This window comes from Bordetella bronchialis (genome assembly GCF_001676705.1).
GTDB lineage: Bacteria > Pseudomonadota > Gammaproteobacteria > Burkholderiales > Burkholderiaceae_B > Bordetella_C > Bordetella_C bronchialis.
Genome location: NZ_CP016170.1, coordinates 4,628,455 through 4,646,421, shown reverse-complemented (window position 1 = coordinate 4,646,421; position 17,967 = coordinate 4,628,455). Strand labels below are relative to the sequence as shown.

13 protein-coding genes and 1 other RNA gene are annotated in these 17,967 nt (G+C 67.7%); 13 read left to right on the top strand and 1 reads right to left on the bottom strand.

What is annotated here, in order from left to right; genetic code table 11:
- Positions 1 to 2: 2 nt before the first annotated feature.
- The gene (locus BAU06_RS20450; protein WP_082988370.1) at positions 3 to 1,391 is read right to left on the bottom strand and encodes a cytochrome-c peroxidase; all 1,389 of its coding nucleotides are present in this window, start codon (positions 1,389 to 1,391) and stop codon (positions 3 to 5) included.
- Positions 1,392 to 1,591: 200 nt separating this feature from the next.
- On the opposite strand from BAU06_RS20450, the gene acpA reads away from it, so the two are divergent.
- The 13 genes from acpA (at position 1,592) to BAU06_RS20385 (ending at position 17,960) form a co-directional block, all read left to right on the top strand.
- Positions 1,592 to 3,298 carry an acid phosphatase gene (gene acpA, locus BAU06_RS20445; RefSeq protein ID WP_231933916.1) on the top strand — a complete coding sequence of 569 codons (1,707 nt, stop codon included), beginning with the start codon at positions 1,592 to 1,594 and terminating at the stop codon, positions 3,296 to 3,298.
- 186 nt (positions 3,299 to 3,484) lie between these two features.
- Positions 3,485 to 3,895, top strand: an RNA gene (rnpB, locus tag BAU06_RS20440) — RNase P RNA component class A.
- 238 nt (positions 3,896 to 4,133) lie between these two features.
- A complete protein-coding gene (mraZ, locus tag BAU06_RS20435; protein ID WP_066354554.1) occupies positions 4,134 to 4,562 on the top strand; it encodes a division/cell wall cluster transcriptional repressor MraZ in 429 nt (142 codons plus the stop codon).
- A gap of 7 nt (positions 4,563 to 4,569) precedes the next feature.
- On the top strand, positions 4,570 to 5,649 hold the full coding sequence (rsmH, locus tag BAU06_RS20430) for a 16S rRNA (cytosine(1402)-N(4))-methyltransferase RsmH (RefSeq protein ID WP_066354553.1): 1,080 nt from the start codon (positions 4,570 to 4,572) through the stop codon (positions 5,647 to 5,649).
- Positions 5,649 to 5,933 (top strand): cell division protein FtsL, encoded by a 285-nt coding sequence (ftsL, locus tag BAU06_RS20425; protein WP_066354541.1) that lies wholly within the window; start codon positions 5,649 to 5,651, stop codon positions 5,931 to 5,933. Before rsmH ends, ftsL begins: the two co-directional genes overlap by 1 nt.
- On the top strand, positions 5,930 to 7,660 hold the full coding sequence (locus tag BAU06_RS20420; protein WP_066354520.1) for a peptidoglycan D,D-transpeptidase FtsI family protein: 1,731 nt from the start codon (positions 5,930 to 5,932) through the stop codon (positions 7,658 to 7,660). Before ftsL ends, BAU06_RS20420 begins: the two co-directional genes overlap by 4 nt.
- On the top strand, positions 7,657 to 10,500 hold the full coding sequence (gene murF / locus BAU06_RS20415; protein WP_066354517.1) for a bifunctional UDP-N-acetylmuramoyl-L-alanyl-D-glutamate--2,6-diaminopimelate ligase MurE/UDP-N-acetylmuramoyl-tripeptide--D-alanyl-D-alanine ligase MurF: 2,844 nt from the start codon (positions 7,657 to 7,659) through the stop codon (positions 10,498 to 10,500). Before BAU06_RS20420 ends, murF begins: the two co-directional genes overlap by 4 nt.
- Positions 10,490 to 11,659: a phospho-N-acetylmuramoyl-pentapeptide-transferase gene (gene mraY / locus BAU06_RS20410; RefSeq protein ID WP_066354509.1), complete on the top strand. Its 1,170-nt coding sequence runs from the start codon at positions 10,490 to 10,492 to the stop codon at positions 11,657 to 11,659. The genes murF and mraY overlap by 11 nt, the downstream gene beginning before the upstream one ends.
- Positions 11,656 to 13,200, top strand: coding sequence for a UDP-N-acetylmuramoyl-L-alanine--D-glutamate ligase (murD, locus tag BAU06_RS20405; RefSeq protein ID WP_066354507.1), 1,545 nt, complete (start codon positions 11,656 to 11,658; stop codon positions 13,198 to 13,200). The genes mraY and murD overlap by 4 nt, the downstream gene beginning before the upstream one ends.
- Positions 13,197 to 14,390, top strand: coding sequence for a putative lipid II flippase FtsW (ftsW, locus tag BAU06_RS20400; RefSeq protein ID WP_066354504.1), 1,194 nt, complete (start codon positions 13,197 to 13,199; stop codon positions 14,388 to 14,390). Before murD ends, ftsW begins: the two co-directional genes overlap by 4 nt.
- Entirely contained in the window at positions 14,387 to 15,493 is a 1,107-nt protein-coding gene (murG, locus tag BAU06_RS20395; protein WP_066354497.1) for an undecaprenyldiphospho-muramoylpentapeptide beta-N-acetylglucosaminyltransferase, read from the top strand. The genes ftsW and murG overlap by 4 nt, the downstream gene beginning before the upstream one ends.
- Positions 15,490 to 16,947, top strand: coding sequence for a UDP-N-acetylmuramate--L-alanine ligase (murC, locus tag BAU06_RS20390; protein WP_066354494.1), 1,458 nt, complete (start codon positions 15,490 to 15,492; stop codon positions 16,945 to 16,947). Before murG ends, murC begins: the two co-directional genes overlap by 4 nt.
- Positions 16,947 to 17,960: a D-alanine--D-alanine ligase gene (locus BAU06_RS20385; RefSeq protein WP_269465815.1), complete on the top strand. Its 1,014-nt coding sequence runs from the start codon at positions 16,947 to 16,949 to the stop codon at positions 17,958 to 17,960. Before murC ends, BAU06_RS20385 begins: the two co-directional genes overlap by 1 nt.
- The last annotated feature ends 7 nt before the right edge of the window (positions 17,961 to 17,967 follow it).

Genomic DNA, 17,967 nt, shown 5'->3' with positions numbered 1-17,967 from the left:
GCTCAACGGCGCGGCCGTGCGTCGGCGTGCTGCCGCGCGGCCGATTCCGGCGCCCCTTGCGCATCGCCGTCCGGCGGCTGCGCCGGGTCGAAGTAGCCGTCGGTCAAGGTACCCAGGAAGGCCACCACGTCGTCGATCTCTTGCGGCGTCAGCGCGGGCTGGCCGCCGGGTTTTCCGCCGAAAGGCGGATCCATATTGACGTTGTCGCGGTACCGGGCGGGCAGATCGTTGAATTTGTCCACCGTGCCGTCGGCGCGGCGCGGATACCAGCGCTCGGGCTGCACGTCGCGCGTCGCGTAGAACGCCACGACTTCGCGCAGGGTATGGAAGACACCGTTATGGAAGAACACCTTGCGCGTGGCAACATTGCGCAGCGTCGGCGAGCGGAACAGGCCGCAGTATTCGGGATGGCCGGCCAGATCCTTACGGTACGGCCCGCATAGGCCCAGGTCGAAATAGCCGGGACCGGCATTGTCCGCGATCGCGGGATTACGCGGAACGCCCAGCGCGATATGGCCGTAGTCGTTGAAGACCGGCAGCGTGCCGGGCACGCTGAAGCGATGGCAACTGGCGCAATTGCCTTTGTCCTCCGCCGCGAACAGGCGCAGGCCGCGCGCTTCCTGGTCGGTGAAGGCGGCCCGCCCCATCGCGACGGCGTCGTACTTGCTGCTGTAGGGAAAGAACAGCGCCGGCGTGTCCTGGTAATACGCCAGCGCTTCCGAAATGGCCTTGAAGGCCTTGTCCGTGTCGTCGAAGACGTGGCTGCCGTATAGGCGGCGCAAGGTATCGGCGTAGGGGGCCGACCGCACGCTGGCCACCACGGCGGCGGGGTCCCGGTTGCCCATCTCGCGCGGGTCCAACAGCGGGATCCGCGCCTGGGAATCCGCGCGGTTCACGCGGCCGTCCCAGGTCAGGCCGCCCGTGGGGCCGGCGTCGGTACTGTTGTCGCCTTCTTCCTCGCTATCGACGAAGTGCTCGTTGAAGGGCGGGACCTGCTGCAGATACATCAGGGACGGCACGGCGCGCACACCGGTGCGGCTCATCGCCGAGCCGCCCGGCTGCACGGACAGCTCGTTGGGCGGGCCGAAATGATTCTGCGGGCTGTGGCAGCTGGCGCAGGACTGGCGGCCGGATGCCGATAGCCGCGGGTCCATGAACAAGGTCTGGCCCAAGGCCGCCAGATCGGCGGCGCGCTGTTTCGCGTAGGCGCGATCGTAGGTCACGGGCGGCGCCGGGTAATCGGCGCGGGCAGGTCCCGCCTGGCCGAGGTCGTACCGCGTCGGGTCCTGTGCGGCGGCATGGCTCCACAGCGCCCCGGCCGCCGACAGCGCCAGGGTCATATAAACCAGGAGGCGGGCAGGGCGCGGCAGGGCGATATGTACTCGGGGCATGGGGCCAGGCGAACGATGATGGACACGCCCGACGAGGCTAGCAACGCGATATGTCAGTTCAGGGAAAAGGCGCTGACCCCTTGCTGAATGCGACGCGACGACTTTCAGTTCATGGTCAGTGAAGCTTCACGAAGTTCACATCGTAGTGGCCGAGGATGGCGACACCTTGCTCCTGTCACTGCCAGAGGAACCATTCCGGTATGAAGCCGATTCTCCGCACGATGTGCATTTCGTCGCTAAGGCCGCTGGCCGCGATCGCAATTCTGGTCTCACTCGCCGCCTGTGGAGGCGATGGTGGGGATGGCGCATCGGACCGGGGCGCGCGCGCGGAGGACCGCGCGGTCGACAACATCCAGAACGTCGTCGTCATCTACGCGGAGAACCGCAGCTTCGATAACCTGTACAGCGATTTCCCGGGTGTGGACAGCCCCTTGGCGACGGCCAGCTACCTGCCGCAGGTCGACCGCGACGGCAAGACCGTGCTGGCCGCGCTGCCGCCCGTATGGGCCGGCCTGACCAATGCGAAGGCGCAGTTCGATCCCAGCGTGCCGGTGGTGACCACGTCCCAGACGCAGGGAATGGCGAACAAGCCGTTCTCCATCAACGAGACCTATCCCGGCGTCGACCTGAAGGCGGTGAACGCGGACCTCTGGCATAACTTCTACCAGAACCAGATGCAGATCGACGGCGGCAAGAATGACCAGTTCGTCGCCTGGGCCGATAGCGCCGGCGGTCTTGTCATGGGCCACTTCACGGGCAACGCCAATACGCTGCCGCTGTGGAAGGTGGCGCAGAAGTACGCGATGGCGGATCACTTCTTCATGGGCGCCTTCGGCGGCTCCTTCCTGAACCACCAGTACCTGATCGCCGCCACGCCGCCCGTCGTGCCGATCACCGCCACCAACCAGGGGAAGGTGGCCACCCTGTCGGATGGTCCCCAGGGTTCGCATCTGGCGGTGAATCCGGCCGCGCCGGGCGCCGACTCCGCGTTGAGCGGCCCGGCCACGGCCATCTTCGTGACCAGCAGCGCCACGATTACGCCCGACGGCTTCGGCATCAATACGATGCAGCCCCCTTACCAGCCCAGCGGCAACAAGCCGGCGCCGAACGCCCAGGGCGTGACGGCCGGCCTGCTGGCCGACCCCGCCAACGCCACCACGGTGCCGCCGCAAACCCAATCCAATATCGGCGACCTGTTGAGCCAGAAGGGCGTGGAGTGGGCCTGGTACAGCGGCGGCTGGGCCTTCCAGACGGCGCGCTCGACCAACCCGGCCGGCTGGACGGGCTCCGACTATACGGGTACCGCCTTGCAAGGCAACGGCCAGCCCTTCGTGAACTTCCAGTTCCATCACCAGCCCTTCAATTACTTCAAGCGCTTCGACCCCACGACGCCGGACGGCGTCGCGCAACGCACCGAGCACCTGAAGGACGCCGGCATAAACGGCGAGAACTTCATCGCCGACATCCGCGCCGGCAAGCTGCCGCCCGTCGCGTTCTACAAGCCTGTCGGCAATCTGAACGAGCACAACGGCTACGCCGACGTGCTGCGCGGCGACCAGGCCATCGCCGACATTGTGGCCGAGCTGGAGAAGAGCCCGCAGTGGCCCCACATGCTGGTCATCATCACCTATGACGAAAACGGCGGTCTCTGGGACCATATCGCGCCGCCCAAGGGCGACCGCTTCGGCCCGGGCTCGCGCGTTCCGACCATCGTGGTCGGGCCCACGGTACGCAAGGGCTATGTCGATCACACGATGCTCGATACCACGTCCATCCTGCGCTTCATCACGCGCCGCTGGTCGCTGCCCGAATTGCCCGGCATTACGACGCGCCGCAACGCGCTGAAGCAGAACACGGGCACGGACCAGGGTGACCTGAGCGAAGTGCTGGATCCGACGCTGAGCTGATCCGCCCACGCCGGAAAGCGGAAGAGACGCCCGGTTCGCCGGGCGTCTCCCTTTCCGGCCGCCCGGCATTCGGTGGGTGGGAAGCGGCCTGGCGCCAGGGCCGCGCGCGATTCCGGCCTGGGCTTTCCGTGGCCGCCGGGCAATCCCGAGGCATCCATTTCGTCGCTGGTCTAAAATGCAGTTTGCAAGACGGGTCGGGCAATCGCGGTGCGAAGGCATCGAGGAAGGTCCGGACTCCACAGGGCGCGGTAGCGGCTAACGGCCGTCCGGGCGTGCGGCGGCTTGCCGGCGCATTCCCGAGGAACAGGGCCACAGAGACGAGTCTGCGAAGCGGGCGCGGTTTTCCGCGCACAGGCACGGCCACTTCCGTGCCGCGCGCCTCCTCCGCGGGGCGCGGCGTCGCAGGGTGAAACGCGGCAACCTCTACCGGGAGCAACATCAAATAGGCATGCGCACGGTCCCCGGACCGGAAAGGGCGGCTCGTCCGAGCATGCGGGTAGATGGCTAGATCCGGCCAGTAATGGCCGGGCCAGAGGAATGATTGCCCGCCGGGGTTCCCCCGGTGTACAGAATCCGGCCTATAGATCCGTCTTGCCCCTCCTTGGGGGCAGAATTCGTCGCGCCGGGACGCTCCTCGCCGCGAAGGCTCAGGTAGGACTTTTAGATCATTTTGCAACCCCCTGATTTATCAGGGGGTTTTTATTTTACGTTTTCAACGGTGACGTCTAAGTCCTTGTTGTCATTGAAAAAATTGTGTCCGGTTGCTTGACCGCGGGTTTCCCTTCCCGTAGAGTGGGAAAAAGTAGGTTTTTGTGCAATTAAGTGGGAGGAATGGGTGTTCCAGGGAAGCAGCGCGCTCACGCTGGATGCAAAGGGGCGGATCTCGATTCCGACCCGGCATCGTGACGCCCTGGTCGCCCAGGCAGAGGGCCGGCTGACGCTGACCCGCCACCCGGACGGCTGCCTGCTGCTCTACCCGCGCCAGGAATGGGAGAAGAAGCGCGAGGCAATCGCCGCGCTGCCCATGTCCGCCCGGGCCTTGCAGCGGCTGCTGTTGGGCAATGCCCAGGATGTCGAGCTGGACGGATCCGGCCGCATCCTGATCGCCCCCGAACTGCGCAATGCCGCAGGAATGACGCGAGAAGTGATGCTGCTCGGCATGGGCGCGCACTTCGAGCTGTGGGATGCCGCTTCCCTGGCCCGCCGCGAGGCCGAAGACCTGGCCCAGGGGATGCCGGAAGTGCTGAATCAGTTTTCGTTCTGAAACCGCTATGGAACTCGAACATCGGCCCGTGCTGCTGGCGCCGACGGTGGATGCCTTGTTGTTGCCGAATTTCGGCAGCCGCAAAGCCGCCGGCCGCAGCGGGGACGATGCCGCCGACGCACAGCGCCGCCTGGAAGGCGTCTATGTCGATGGGACATTCGGTCGCGGCGGCCATTCCAGCGCTTTGCTGCAACGGCTGTCGCCCAAGGCCCGTCTGGTGGTGTTCGACAAGGACCCGGCCGCGATCGCGGTGGCAGGCCAGCTGGCCGCCAGCGACGCTCGCGTGACGGTGGTGCACGATGGCTTCGCGACCATGCGCGAGGCCCTGGCCGATCTGGGCGTGCACAAGGTGGACGGCGTCATGCTGGACCTGGGAGTTTCGTCTCCCCAGCTGGACGACGCCGGGCGGGGGTTTTCTTTCATGCGCGAAGGCCCGCTCGATATGCGCATGGATACGACGCGCGGCCCCACGGCCGCGGAATGGCTGGCCCAGGCCAGTGTGGATGAAATGCGGGAGGTCATTGCGGAATATGGCGAAGAACGGTTTGCTTTTCAGATTGCAAAAACGATTGCAGCTCGCCGCGCAACAGGGCCGCTGCGCACCACGCTCGAGCTTGCCGAGCTCGTCGCAGGCGCCGTCCGCACGCGCGAAAAGGGGCAGCATCCGGCCACGCGCACCTTTCAGGCTTTACGGATTTACCTCAATCGGGAACTCGAAGAACTCTCACGCGCCCTCGCGTCAGCTCTAGATCTGCTCGCGCCGATGGGGAGGTTGGCGGTGATCAGCTTTCATTCGCTCGAAGACCGCATGGTCAAGCAGTTCATCGCGGCGGCCGCGCGGCCGGGAGCGGCGCATTCGCGCCTGCCGCTGCGCGAGAGCGAAATGCCGCAGCCCCTGTTGCGCTCGCTGGCGCGCGTGCTGGCCGATGCCGATGAGACCGCGCTGAATCCTCGCGCGCGCTCCGCCGTCCTGCGCGTCGCCGAGCGCACCGCCGTCGCGCTGCCGGCCGGCGGCGGCGCCGCTTTCGCCGGCATCGATCCTCTGGCCGCGGCGCGTACGCGCCGTGCAGGCAAAGGGAGGCACTGATGGGCCGCCTCAGTCTGCTCCTGGCCGTGGTGCTCATGTCCTGCGCCATTTCGCTGGTCACCAGCCGCTATCAGGCGCGCCAGTTGTTCATCGATTTCGACCGCGCGCAGGCCCAGGCCCGCGACCTGGACAACGATTGGCGGCGGCTGCAGCTGGACCGCGCCGAACTCGCCCGCAACGCGCGCGTGGATCGCGCCGCGCGCGAAGACCTGAAGATGATTCCCATCGTGCCTGACCGGACGCTCTATCTCAACCAGCCCCAGGCGGCCGGAGGCACCCAGTGAAGCGGCTGCCTTTTTTCAACAGTCCCGTGCTGCGCGGGCAATTGCCGGCCTGGCGGTCCCGCCTGGTCCTGATCCTGCTCTTCCTGGGCTTCGGCACCCTGGCCGCGCGCGCGCTTTTCCTGCAGGGCATCACGACCGACTTTCTCCAGCAGCAGGGCGAGCGGCGCTACGAGCGCACCCTGACGCTGGCCGCCACGCGCGGCAAGATCCTCGATCGCAACAACGTCGTGCTGGCGTCCAGCGTCCCGGCGCGCGCCATCTGGGCCATTCCGGACGATGCCCGCTCGGCCTCGCCCCAGCAGTTGGCCGCCCTGGGCAAGCTGCTCGATATGCCCACTGCCGACCTCGGCAAACGTCTGGCCGACGAGGACAAGAACTTCGTATACCTGAAGCGCCAGGTGCCGATGGAGATCGCCGACAAGGTCAAGCAACTGGGCGTGCCGGGCATCCACCAGCAGCCGGAAACGCGCCGCTACTATCCGGAAGGCGAGGTCATGGCCCACGTGGTGGGCTTTACCAATGTAGAAGACCAGGGCCAGGAAGGCGTGGAGCTGGCCTTCAATAAGCTCCTGTCCGGACGCCCGGGCACCCGCCGCGTGATCAAGGACCGGCTTGGCCGCGTGATCGAGGACGTCCAGGCCGTGACGGAGCCCGTCAACGGCAAGGACCTGCGCCTGTCCGTCGATACGCGCGTGCAGTACCTGGTGTACAAGGCGCTCAGCGACGCGATCGCGCTCCATCACGCGCGCGGCGCGGCGGCCGTCGTGCTGGATTCGCGGACCGGCGAAATCCTCAGCATGGCCAGCCTGCCCACCTACGATCCGGGCGACCGCAGTTCGCTGGATTCGGATGCGCTGCGCAACCAGGCCATCACGGATACCTTCGAGCCCGGCTCCATCATGAAGCCGTTCACCGCCGCGCTGGCGCTGGACCTGGGGCGCATCACGACGTCCACCATGTTCGATACGGGCAATGGCCACTTTCGCTACCAGGGTTCGACCATCAGCGATGTCAGCCGCAACGGCACCATCAACGTGGCCGACGTGCTGCGCCGCTCCAGCAATATCGGCATGACCCTGATTTCCGAGAAGCTCGAGCCGCGCGAGATGTGGGACCGCTTTACCGAACTGGGACTGGGCCAGGCGCCGCAGCTGGGTTTCCCGGGCGCCGCGCCCGGACGCCTGCGGCCATGGGAGCGCTGGCGCCTGATCGAAAAAGCCACCATGGCCTATGGCTACGGCCTTTCCGTGTCGCTGCTGCAGATGGCGCGGGCCTATACGGTATTCGCCCGCGACGGCGATATGGTGTCGTTGACCCTGGTCAAGCGCGACAGCGAGCCGACCAGCGTCAAGGTGTATCCGCCCAAGATCGCGGCGCTCATCCGTGGTTTCCTGGAAGCGGCGGCGGGGCCGGATGGGGCCAAGCTGGCCCAGGTCCAGGGCTACCGCGTGGCCGGTAAAAGCGGTACCGCGCGCAAGATCGTCGACGGCAAGTACAGCACCAGCCGCTATCGCAGCTCCTTCGTCGGTTTCGCGCCGGTTTCGGATCCGCGCATTGTGGTGGCCGTCACCATCGACGAGCCCCAGACCGGGGGCTACTATGGTGGCGCGGTGGCAGCCCCTGTGTTCTCGACCATCGTCGGCGGCACGCTGCGGCTGATGAATGTTCAACCCGACGCTCCTTTCGAGTCCACCGTGGTGGCGGGCTTGCAGGAGCCGACGAGATGAACGCCACGACCGTGGATTTCCCCGTCACGACGCCGTCCGATGCGGACGGCGTCGTGTCATGGTTGCGTGCCCACGTCGCGGCCGCGGCCGATCTGCGCCTGGACTCGCGCGAGATATGCGCGGGCGACGTGTTCGTCGCCTGCCGCGGACGCGCCAGCGACGGCACACTCTATATACAGCAGGCGATCGCGCGCGGCGCGGCGGCCATCCTGGTCGAAGGCCCGCGCGACACCCCGCCGGTGCCGGGCTCCGATGTGCCGCTGCGCGTGGTGGACGGGCTGCGCGGCATGCTGGGGGCCTTGGCCGATACCTGGTATGGCCGGCCCTCCGCCGCGCTGGCGGTGATCGCCGTCACCGGCACCAATGGCAAGACCTCGACGGTGCAGTGGCTGGCGCAGGCGCTCACCCATGCCGGCAAACCCTGCGGCGCCATCGGTACGCTGGGCGCCACGCTGCCCGATGGGCAGGCGCTGCCCGGCGCCCTGACCACGCCCGACGTGCTGGCCGTGCACCGCCTGCTGGCGCGCATGCGCCAGGCAGGCGCCCAATTCGTGGCGATGGAGGCCTCGTCCATCGGCATCGAGCAGGGCCGCATGGACGGCGTGCGCATCGATATCGCCGCGTTCACCAATCTGAGCCGCGACCATCTGGATTACCACGGCACCATGCAGGCCTACGAGGCCGCGAAGGCCGGCTTGTTCGCGTGGCCCGGCCTGAGCAAGTCCGTCATCAATGCCGACGACGAAGCCGGCGGCCGGCTGATCGCCGCGCTGCCGCCGGAACGCGTGCTGACCTATGGCGTCCAGTCCGCCGCGGATGTGCATGCGCGGGACCTCTCGGTGACGGGGCAGGGGCAGATCTTCACGCTGGCCACCGCGCAAGGCGAGGCGCAGATCATGACGGGGCTGCTCGGGCAGCACAATGTGTCGAACCTGCTGCTGGTGGCCGGCGTGCTGCAGGCGCTGGGCTGGCCGCTGTCCGACATCGCGCGCGAACTGGCCGCCGCCACGCCGGTGGCGGGCAGGATGGAAATCGTCACGCCCATTGCCGCGCCCGACGCCGACGGCGCCGCGGGCCCCATGGTCGTAGTCGACTATTCCCATACGCCGGACGCGCTGGACCGCGCCTTGGCGGCGCTGCGGCCGGTGGCGCGCGCGCGCGGCGGCCGGCTGATATGCCTGTTCGGCTGCGGCGGCGACCGGGATGCCGGCAAGCGCCCAGTCATGGGCGCCATTGCGGCCCAGGGCGCGGATTGCGTGGTGCTGAGCAGCGACAATCCGCGCAGCGAGGACCCCGCCGCGATCCTGGCGCAAATCCGCGCCGGTATCGCCGATGGCGCCACCGTGCTGGTCGAGCGGGACCGCGCCAAAGCCATCATGGCGACGATCTGGTCCGCGCGGTTGGAAGACGTCGTGCTGCTGGCGGGCAAGGGCCACGAGACCTATCAGGAGGTCGCCGGCGTCAAGCTGCCTTTCGACGACCGCGAATGGGCCCGGCTGGCCCTGCTGCTGCCGGCGGTGTCCGCCGTGTCCACCGATACCCGCACTATTTCCACGGGCCAGCTGTTCATCGCCCTGGTGGGAGAGCGCTTCGACGCCCACGACTACCTGGGACAGGCGCAGGACCAGGGCGCGGTCGCCGCGGTGGTCGCGCGCCGGATGGAAGGCGTACGCCTGCCGCAGCTGGTGCTGGGCGATACGCGCGTGGCGCTGGGCCGCATGGGCGCGGCATGGCGCGCACGTTTCGATATCCCCGTGATAGCGGTCGCCGGCAGCAACGGCAAGACCACCACCAAGGAGATGATCTCGGCCATCCTGGCCGACTGGCTGGGCGCGGAACAGCGCTTCGCGAGCCTGGGCAACTTCAATAACGATATCGGCCTGCCGCTGATGCTGCTGCGCTTGCGCGCGCATCACCGGGCCGCGGTCTTCGAGCTGGGCATGAATCATCCCGGCGAGATCGCCCAGCTGGCCGCCATGGCGGCGCCCACGGTGGCGCTGGTCAACAACGCGCAGCGCGAGCACCAGGAGTTCATGCATTCGGTGCAGGCGGTGGCCGAGGAAAACGGCGGCGTGCTGGCCGCGCTGCCCTCCGACGGCTATGCCGTGTATCCCGGCGACGATGCCTATACCGGCGCGTGGGACGTCATGAGCGCCACGCCGCGCGTGCTGCGCTTCGGCCTGCAGGCCGGCCTGGACGTGTACGCGGAGCAGGTACGGCCCGATGCGCTGGGTACTCAGTGCCAATTGGTCACACCTGCTGGCACAGCGATGCTGGAGCTGCCGGTGCCGGGCATGCACAATCTGCGCAACGCGTTGGCGGCGACGGCGTGCGCCCTGGCCGCCGGCGCGCCGCTGGCCTCCGCGTGCCGCGCCCTGGCCGCCTTCAGCCCGGTGTCCGGGCGGATGCAGCGGCATCAATTGAGTGACGGAACCTTGTTGGTGGATGACACCTACAATGCGAACCCGGACTCTGTCAGGGCGGCCATCGACGTGCTTGCCCAATTGCCCGCGCCGCGCGCGCTGGTATTGGGGGACATGGGCGAAGTGGGCGCCAACGGTCCGGCGATGCATCGCGAAGTGGGCGAGTACGCGCGAGAGCGCGGCATCGATCTCTTCCTGACCCTGGGAAAAGCCGCCGGCGATGCCGCGACGGCCTTCGGCGCGGGGGCAAGGGCTTGCGAAAGTGTGGAAGAAATTGTGACGGCGCTGCGCGGCGCAACCGCGCGCGCCGTATTGGTGAAGGGTTCGCGCTTTATGCGCATGGAGCGGGTAGTGAAGGCGTTGTTGAGTACCGATGGACATGCGCCCCTGGGGCAGGGAGAACAGCATGCTGCTTGAGATCGCCCGCTGGCTTTCCGACGACATTCGCACTTTCGGCGTCTTCGAGTACATCACCTTGCGCGCGGTGTTCGCCTGCGCCACCGCGCTGTTGATCGGCCTGTTCTTCGGCCCGCGCGTGATCCGCAAACTTACCGAACTGAAGATCGGCCAGGCCGTGCGCGCCTATGGCCCCCAGACGCACCTGGTGAAGACCGGCACGCCCACCATGGGTGGGGCGCTGATCCTGATCGCCATCGGCATCAGCACCTTGCTGTGGGCGGACTGGAGCAACCGCTTCGTCTGGGTCGTGCTGCTGGTCACGTTCGGCTTCGGCCTGATCGGCTGGATGGACGATTACCGCAAGGTGGTGCATCGCAATCCCGAAGGCATGCCGGCGCGGCAGAAATTCTTCTGGCAGGCGCTGATCGGGCTGGTGGCCGCCGTCTATCTGGCTTTCGCGGTCTCGGCGCCCGCCAATACCGAGCTGTGGCCCTTGTTCCGCAACTGGGTGGCAAGCGGCTTCATCATGCCGCTGCCCACGCGCGCGGACCTGATCGTGCCTTTCTTCAAGACGGTCAGCTACCCGCTGGGCGTGCTGGGTTTCGTCGCCTTGACCTGGTTCGTGATCGTGGGCACCAGCAACGCGGTCAACCTGACCGACGGCCTGGACGGCCTGGCCATCATGCCTACCGTGATGGTGGGCGGCGCGCTGGGCATCTTCGCGTATGTCATCGGCCGCGCCGACTATTCCAAGTACCTGCTGTTCCCGTATGTGCCCGGCGCGGCGGAATTGCTCGTGCTATGCGCCGCCTTGGCGGGGGCGGGCCTGGCCTTTCTCTGGTTCAACGCCTATCCGGCGCAGGTGTTCATGGGCGATGTCGGCGCGCTCGCGCTCGGTGGGGCGCTGGGCACGGTGGCCGTGATCGCGCGCCAGGAAATCGTGCTCTTCATCATGGGCGGCGTCTTCGTGGTCGAGACGCTGTCGGTCATGGTGCAGGTCAGCTGGTTCAAATACACCAAACGCAAGTATGGCGAAGGCCGGCGGATCTTCCGCATGGCGCCGCTGCACCACCATTTCGAAGTGGGCGGCTGGAAAGAAACGCAGGTGGTCGTGCGGTTCTGGATCATCAGCATGATGCTTGTTTTGATTGGCCTTTCGACGTTGAAATTGCGATGAGCGCAACGGAGTTTCCCGTTTCCGATACGTCTTGCATCCTGATCCTGGGTCTGGGCGAAACCGGTATCGCCGCCGCGCGCTGGTGCGCGCGCAGCGGCGCGCGCCTGCGTATCGCCGATACCCGGGAGCAGCCGGGCGGCCTGGACCAATTGCGCGCCGTGTTCGACGGCATGGCCGACAGCGAGCTGCCGGACTATCGCCTGGGCAGCCAGGAATTCGACGCGTCGCTGCTGGATGGCGTCGCACAGGTCGTCATCAGCCCGGGGCTGGCGCCCAACCAGCCGCCGGCGCAAGCGCTGCTGGCCGAAGCCGAAAAGCGCGGCATCGAAGTCGTGGGCGAAATCGAACTGTTCGCGCGGGCGCTGCAAACGCTGGCGGAAAGCCGCGAGTATCGTCCCCGCGTGGTGGCGGTCACCGGCACCAATGGCAAGACCACGGTCACGGCGCTGACGCGCAGCATGATCGAAGCCGCCGGCATGAGCGCGCGCGCCGCCGGCAATATCGGTCCCGCCGCGTTGACCGCGTTGATGGATGCCCTGGACAACAACGCCTTGCCGCAAGCCTGGGTACTGGAGTTGTCCAGCTTCCAGCTGCATACCACGCACACGCTGGCGTGCGACGCGGCGGTCGTCCTCAATGTCACGCAGGACCACCTGGATTGGCATGGCGATATGCAGTCCTATGCGCAGGCCAAGGGCCGGCTGCTCGCCATGGCGCGCGTCGCCATCGTCAACCGGGACGATCCGCTCACGGTGGGCATGGTCGAAAGCCTGGACGACCGGCGCGTACGCAGTTTCGGCCGCGACCTGCCGGCGCTGGTCGGCGATATGGGCCTGGAGGCCGGGCAGGGCGTGGCATGGCTGACCGCCTGCGAAGCCAGCGATTTCGATATTCCGGCTCCCACGCCCGCGCGCCGCAAGAAAGACGCGCCGCCGCCACCGCGCCCGGCGGGCCGCGTGTCCCGGCTGATGCCCGTGGATGCGCTGCGCATCCGCGGCATGCACAACGCGACGAACACGCTGGCCGCCCTGGCTTTGGGCCGGGCGCTGGATATCGGCTGGGGGCCCATGCTGCGCGCCGCGCGGGAATATGCCGGCGAACCGAACCGCGTGGAGTTCGTGCGCCGCATCGGCGACGTCGACTTCATCAATGACAGCAAGGGCACCAATGTGGGCGCGACGGTGGCCGCGCTGGAAGGCCTGGGCCAGCCCGTGGTGCTGATCGCCGGGGGCCTGGGCAAGGGCCAGGATTTCTCGCCACTGGTCGCGCCGGTGGCCCGGCATGCCCGCGCCCTGGTCCTGATCGGCCAGGACGGTCCGGAAATCGGCAAGGCCCTGGCGTCCACCGGCGTGCAGTGCGCGCAGGCGACCGACATGCGCGATGCCGTGCGCCAGGCCATGGCGCTGGCGCAACCCGGCGACGCCGTACTGCTGTCGCCCGCCTGCGCCAGCATGGACATGTTCCGCAACTACGTACACCGCGGCCAAGTCTTCGCCCAGGAAGCCCAGGAACTGGCGTTGGATCGGGGGGAGGTCGCATGAGCTTATTTGCCGACCTGACCGGGAGCGTCAACGCCGTCCGGCCCGGCCGCACGCGCATGCGCAGCTTCGACATGCCGTTGGTCATCGCCGCCGGCACGCTGCTGTCGCTGGGCCTGCTCATGGTCTATTCGGCGTCCATCGCATTGGCCGATGGCCCGCGCTATGCCGCCTACGGCCAATACTATTTCGTGGTGCGCCATGCCGCTTTCGTGGCCGTGGGCCTGGTGGCGGCCGCGTGCGCCATTACGGTTCCCATCCGCGTGTGGCAGCGCCTGGCCGTGCCGCTGTTCGTCCTGGCGCTGTTCCTGCTTGCCATCGTGCTGGTGCCGGGCATCGGGCGCGAGGTCAACGGTTCGCATCGCTGGATCCCGCTCGGTCCCATCAATTTCCAGCCGTCCGAGCTGATGAAAGTCGCGGCCCTGCTTTATGCCGCCGACTACACCGTGCGCAAGCAGGAACATATGCAGAACTTCGCCCGGGGCTTTCTGCCCATGGCGTGCGCGCTGGGCGGCGTCGGCATGTTCCTGCTGCTGGAGCCGGACCTGGGCGCGTTCATGGTCATCGTCGCCATCGCCATCGGCATCCTGTTCCTGGGCGGCATCAACGGCAAGTATTTCAGCAGCCTGCTCGGCGTTCTGGTCGGCACCTTCCTGCTGCTGATCTGGGCCTCGCCCTGGCGCCGTGCGCGCCTGTTCGCGTATCTGGATCCGTGGAACCAGGACAATGCCTACGGCAGCGCCTACCAGTTGTCGCATTCGCTGATCGCGCTGGGACGTGGCGAATGGTTCGGTGTCGGCCTGGGCGCCAGCGTCGAAAAACTGCACTATCTGCCCGAGGCGCATACCGACTTCCTGATGGCCGTGGTCGGCGAGGAACTGGGTTTCGTCGGCGTCATGCTGGTGATCTCCCTGTTCGCGACCATCGTCCTGCGCGGCTTCGAGATCGGCCGGCAGGCCATCGCCATGGAGCGCACGTTCGCCGGCATGCTGGCACAGGGCGTGGCGATATGGTTCGGCGTACAGGCCTTCATCAATATGGGCGTGTGCCTGGGCCTGCTGCCCACCAAGGGCCTGACCCTGCCGCTGATGAGCTATGGCGGTTCGGGCGTGGTCATGAACCTGGTGGCCCTGGCCATGCTGATCCGCGTCGACCTCGAAAACCGCACGATGATGCGTGGGGGGCGGGTATGAACGCATACGCCGGGCGCACGGCGCTGATCATGGCGGGCGGAACGGGCGGGCATATCATGCCCGGCCTGGCCGTGGCCGCCGTGCTGCGCGAACGCGGCTGGCGTGTCCTGTGGCTGGGCAATCCGGACAAAATGGAAGGCCGGCTGGTGCCCGCGCAAGGCATCGAAATGGCGGAACTGCGTTTCCAGGGCGTGCGGGGCCGCGGCATCAAGGCTTTGCTGCAGCTGCCGTCGCGCCTGTATGCGGCCACGCGGCAGGCATGGCGGCACATGTCCGCGGCGCGGCCGGACGTGGTACTGGGCATGGGCGGCTATGTGGCGTTTCCCGGCGGCCTGGCCGCGGCGCTGCGCCGCGTGCCGCTGGTGGTGCATGAACAGAACGCCGTGGGCGGCACGGCCAATCGCACGCTGGCGCGCCTGGCGCGCCGCGTCCTGACCGGATTCCCCGGCGTGTTGCCGCGTGGCGAGATGGTCGGCAACCCCGTGCGCCGCGAAGTCGGCGCGGTCCCCCCGCCCGAGCAGCGCTATGCCGGCCGGTCCGGCCCGCTGCGCGTGCTGGTGGTGGGTGGCAGCCTGGGGGCGCAGGCCCTGAATACCGTGGTGCCGCAAGCGCTGGCCTTGCTGCCGGAAGCGGCGCGTCCGGTCGTCACGCACCAGGCGGGCGAACAGCACATCGATGCGCTGCGCGATGGCTATGCCGCCGCTGGCGTGCAGGCGGACTGCCGCGCCTTCATCGACGATATGGCGGGCGCGCTGGCGGCCGCCGATCTGGTGATCTGCCGGGCGGGCGCGATGACGGTGGCCGAAATCGCCGCCGCGGGCGCGGCGGCGCTGTTCGTGCCTTTCCCGCACGCCATCGACGATCATCAGACGGCGAATGCCCGTTACCTGAGCGACGCCGGCGCGGCATGGCTGCGCCAGCAAACCGAATTGAGCCCGCAATGGCTGGCGGACTGGCTGACCCAGCGCGGACGCGACGAGCTGCAAGCCGTTGCCGCCCGTGCGCGCGGCCGCGCCATGCCGGATGCGGCCCGCCACATCGCCGACGCCTGCGAAGCCGTCGCGGCGCGTCGCCTGGGCGGGGGAGTGAAACAAGCATCATGAAACACCGTATCCAACATATCCATTTCGTCGGCATCGGCGGGTCCGGCATGAGCGGCATCGCGGAGGTGCTGCTGAACCTGGGCTATCGCGTCAGCGGCTCTGACTTGCACGAATCCGCGGTGACGCGCCGGCTGTCCGGCCTGGGCATGTCCATCGTCATCGGACATACGGCCGCGAATATCGCCGGCGCCGACGCCATCGTTACCTCGACCGCGGTGGCGGGCGACAACCCGGAAGTGATCGCCGCCCGCGCCAGCCGTATTCCGGTGGTGCCCCGCGCCATCATGCTGGCCGAGCTCATGCGCCTGAAGCGCGGCATCGCGATCGCCGGAACCCACGGCAAGACGACCACGACCAGCCTGGTGGCCAGCGTGCTGGCCGCCGGCGGCCTGGATCCGACCTTCGTCATCGGCGGCCGGCTCAACTCGGCCGGCGCCAATGCGCGCCTGGGGCAGGGCGAGTACATCGTTGTCGAGGCCGACGAGTCCGACGCCTCGTTCCTGAACCTGCTGCCCGTCATGGCCATCGTGACCAACATCGATGCGGACCATATGGACACTTATGGCCACGACGTTGCGCGCCTGAAGAGCGCCTTCATCGAATTCACGCAGAAGCTGCCGTTCTACGGCAGCGCGGTGCTGTGCAGCGACGACGCCAATGTGCGCGAAATCATGCCCTTCATCTCGCGCCCCGTCACGACCTACGGCCTGAACGGCGAAGCCCAGGTGGCCGGACGCAATGTGCGGGCCGACGGCACGCGGATGTGCTTCGATGTCCTGCGCCGCGATCGCGATATCGTGCTGCCGCCGCTTTCCGTATGCCTGAACCTGCCGGGCCTGCACAACGTGCGCAATGCCCTGGCCGCCATCGCCGTGGCGTCGGAGCTGGGCGTGCCTGACGAAGCCATCTGCGGCGCGCTCGAATCGTTCCATGGCGTCAACCGGCGCTTCACGCACGTCGGCGATTTCGCCGCGCCGCGCTCGCATGGCGGCGGCGTGTTCACGGTGATCGACGACTACGGGCACCACCCCGTCGAAATGGCGGCGACGCTGGCGGCGGCGCGCGGCGCCTGGCCCGACCGGCGCATCGTGCTGGCCTTCCAGCCCCATCGCTATACCCGCACCCGCGACTGCTTCGAGGACTTCGTCCGCGTCCTTGGCACGGCCGACGCCGTGCTACTGACGGAAGTCTACGCGGCGGGCGAAACCCCGCTGGTGGCCGCGGACGGCCGCGCGCTGGCGCGCGCCCTGCGCGTGGCGGGCAAGGTGGAGCCGGTGTTCGTGGATGACGTGGCGGAGCTGCCGCAGGCGACGCTGGATTTCGTGCGCGACGGCGATGTCGTCATCGTGATGGGCGCCGGCTCCATCAGCAAGGTCCCGGCGCAGATCGGCGACCTGGCCGGCGCGCTGGCGCCGGGCGAAGCGACGCAGGCCGACAGGAGGGTAGTCCAATGATGGATACGGCGATGCAGGAAGAAAGCCTGCGCCGCGCGCGGGCCGCCGCGAGCGCGGGCCCCGACGGGCGCGGGCTGGGCCGTGTCGGCGTGCTGTATGGCGGCCGCTCGGCCGAGCGTGAAGTCTCGCTGATGTCGGGCACGGGTGTGCACGAAGCGCTGCGCAGCGTGGGCGTGGATGCGCATCTATTCGACACCGGCCTGCGCAGCTTCGGCGAACTGGAAGCCGCGGGCTTCGATCGCGTGTTCATCGCGTTGCATGGCCGCTATGGCGAGGACGGCACCCTGCAGGGGGCGCTGGAACTGCTGGGGATCCCGTATACGGGCAGCGGGCCGGCCGCCTCGGCCATTGCGATGGACAAGATCATGACCAAGCGCATCTGGCTGCAGCACGGCCTGCCCACGCCGGATTTCGCCATCCTGGACGAGCACACCGAGCTGCGCCGGGTGCCCGACAGCCTGGGGCTGCCGCTGATCGTCAAGCCGCCGCACGAGGGCTCGACGGTAGGCATCACCAAGGTGCGGGGCTATTCCGACATGAAGGAAGCCTATGCCGAAGCTGCCCGCTTCGACAGCGAGGTCCTGGCCGAGCAGTTCATCGATGGACGGGAGCTTACGGTCGCCCTGCTGGGCGCGGGACGCAACGCGCGCGCGCTGCCTGTCATCGAAATCGCGGCGCCGGACGGCAACTACGACTACGAGCACAAGTATTTCTCCGACGATACGCAGTACTTCTGCCCCGCGGACCTGCCCGAGGACATCGCCCGCGAAGTCGGGCGTGTCAGTGTGGAGGCCTACCGGGTGCTGGGCTGCGAAGGCTGGGGCCGCGCCGACCTGATATTGGGCAAGGACCAGCGCGTCTGGCTGCTGGAAATGAACACGTCGCCGGGCATGACCAGCCATTCGCTGGTGCCCAAGGCGGCGCAGGCGGTAGGCATGTCCTATCCCGAACTTTGTGTGGCAATCCTGTCCGAGGCTTCGTGCAAAGTGCGCAGCCCCGCTCGCAACACCTGACTGGACA

Excerpts from the sequence above, each read along its gene's own strand:
- BAU06_RS20450 (WP_082988370.1), bottom strand. The coding sequence starts at position 1,391 with ATGCCCCGAGTACATATCGCCCTGCCGCGCCCTGCCCGCCTCCTGGTT.
- acpA (WP_231933916.1), top strand. The coding sequence starts at position 1,592 with ATGAAGCCGATTCTCCGCACGATGTGCATTTCGTCGCTAAGGCCGCTG.
- rsmH (WP_066354553.1), top strand. The coding sequence starts at position 4,570 with ATGGAACTCGAACATCGGCCCGTGCTGCTGGCGCCGACGGTGGATGCC.
- ftsL (WP_066354541.1), top strand. The coding sequence starts at position 5,649 with ATGGGCCGCCTCAGTCTGCTCCTGGCCGTGGTGCTCATGTCCTGCGCC.
- murF (WP_066354517.1), top strand. The coding sequence starts at position 7,657 with ATGAACGCCACGACCGTGGATTTCCCCGTCACGACGCCGTCCGATGCG.
- mraY (WP_066354509.1), top strand. The coding sequence starts at position 10,490 with ATGCTGCTTGAGATCGCCCGCTGGCTTTCCGACGACATTCGCACTTTC.
- murD (WP_066354507.1), top strand. The coding sequence starts at position 11,656 with ATGAGCGCAACGGAGTTTCCCGTTTCCGATACGTCTTGCATCCTGATC.
- ftsW (WP_066354504.1), top strand. The coding sequence starts at position 13,197 with ATGAGCTTATTTGCCGACCTGACCGGGAGCGTCAACGCCGTCCGGCCC.
- murG (WP_066354497.1), top strand. The coding sequence starts at position 14,387 with ATGAACGCATACGCCGGGCGCACGGCGCTGATCATGGCGGGCGGAACG.
- murC (WP_066354494.1), top strand. The coding sequence starts at position 15,490 with ATGAAACACCGTATCCAACATATCCATTTCGTCGGCATCGGCGGGTCC.
- BAU06_RS20385 (WP_269465815.1), top strand. The coding sequence starts at position 16,947 with ATGGATACGGCGATGCAGGAAGAAAGCCTGCGCCGCGCGCGGGCCGCC.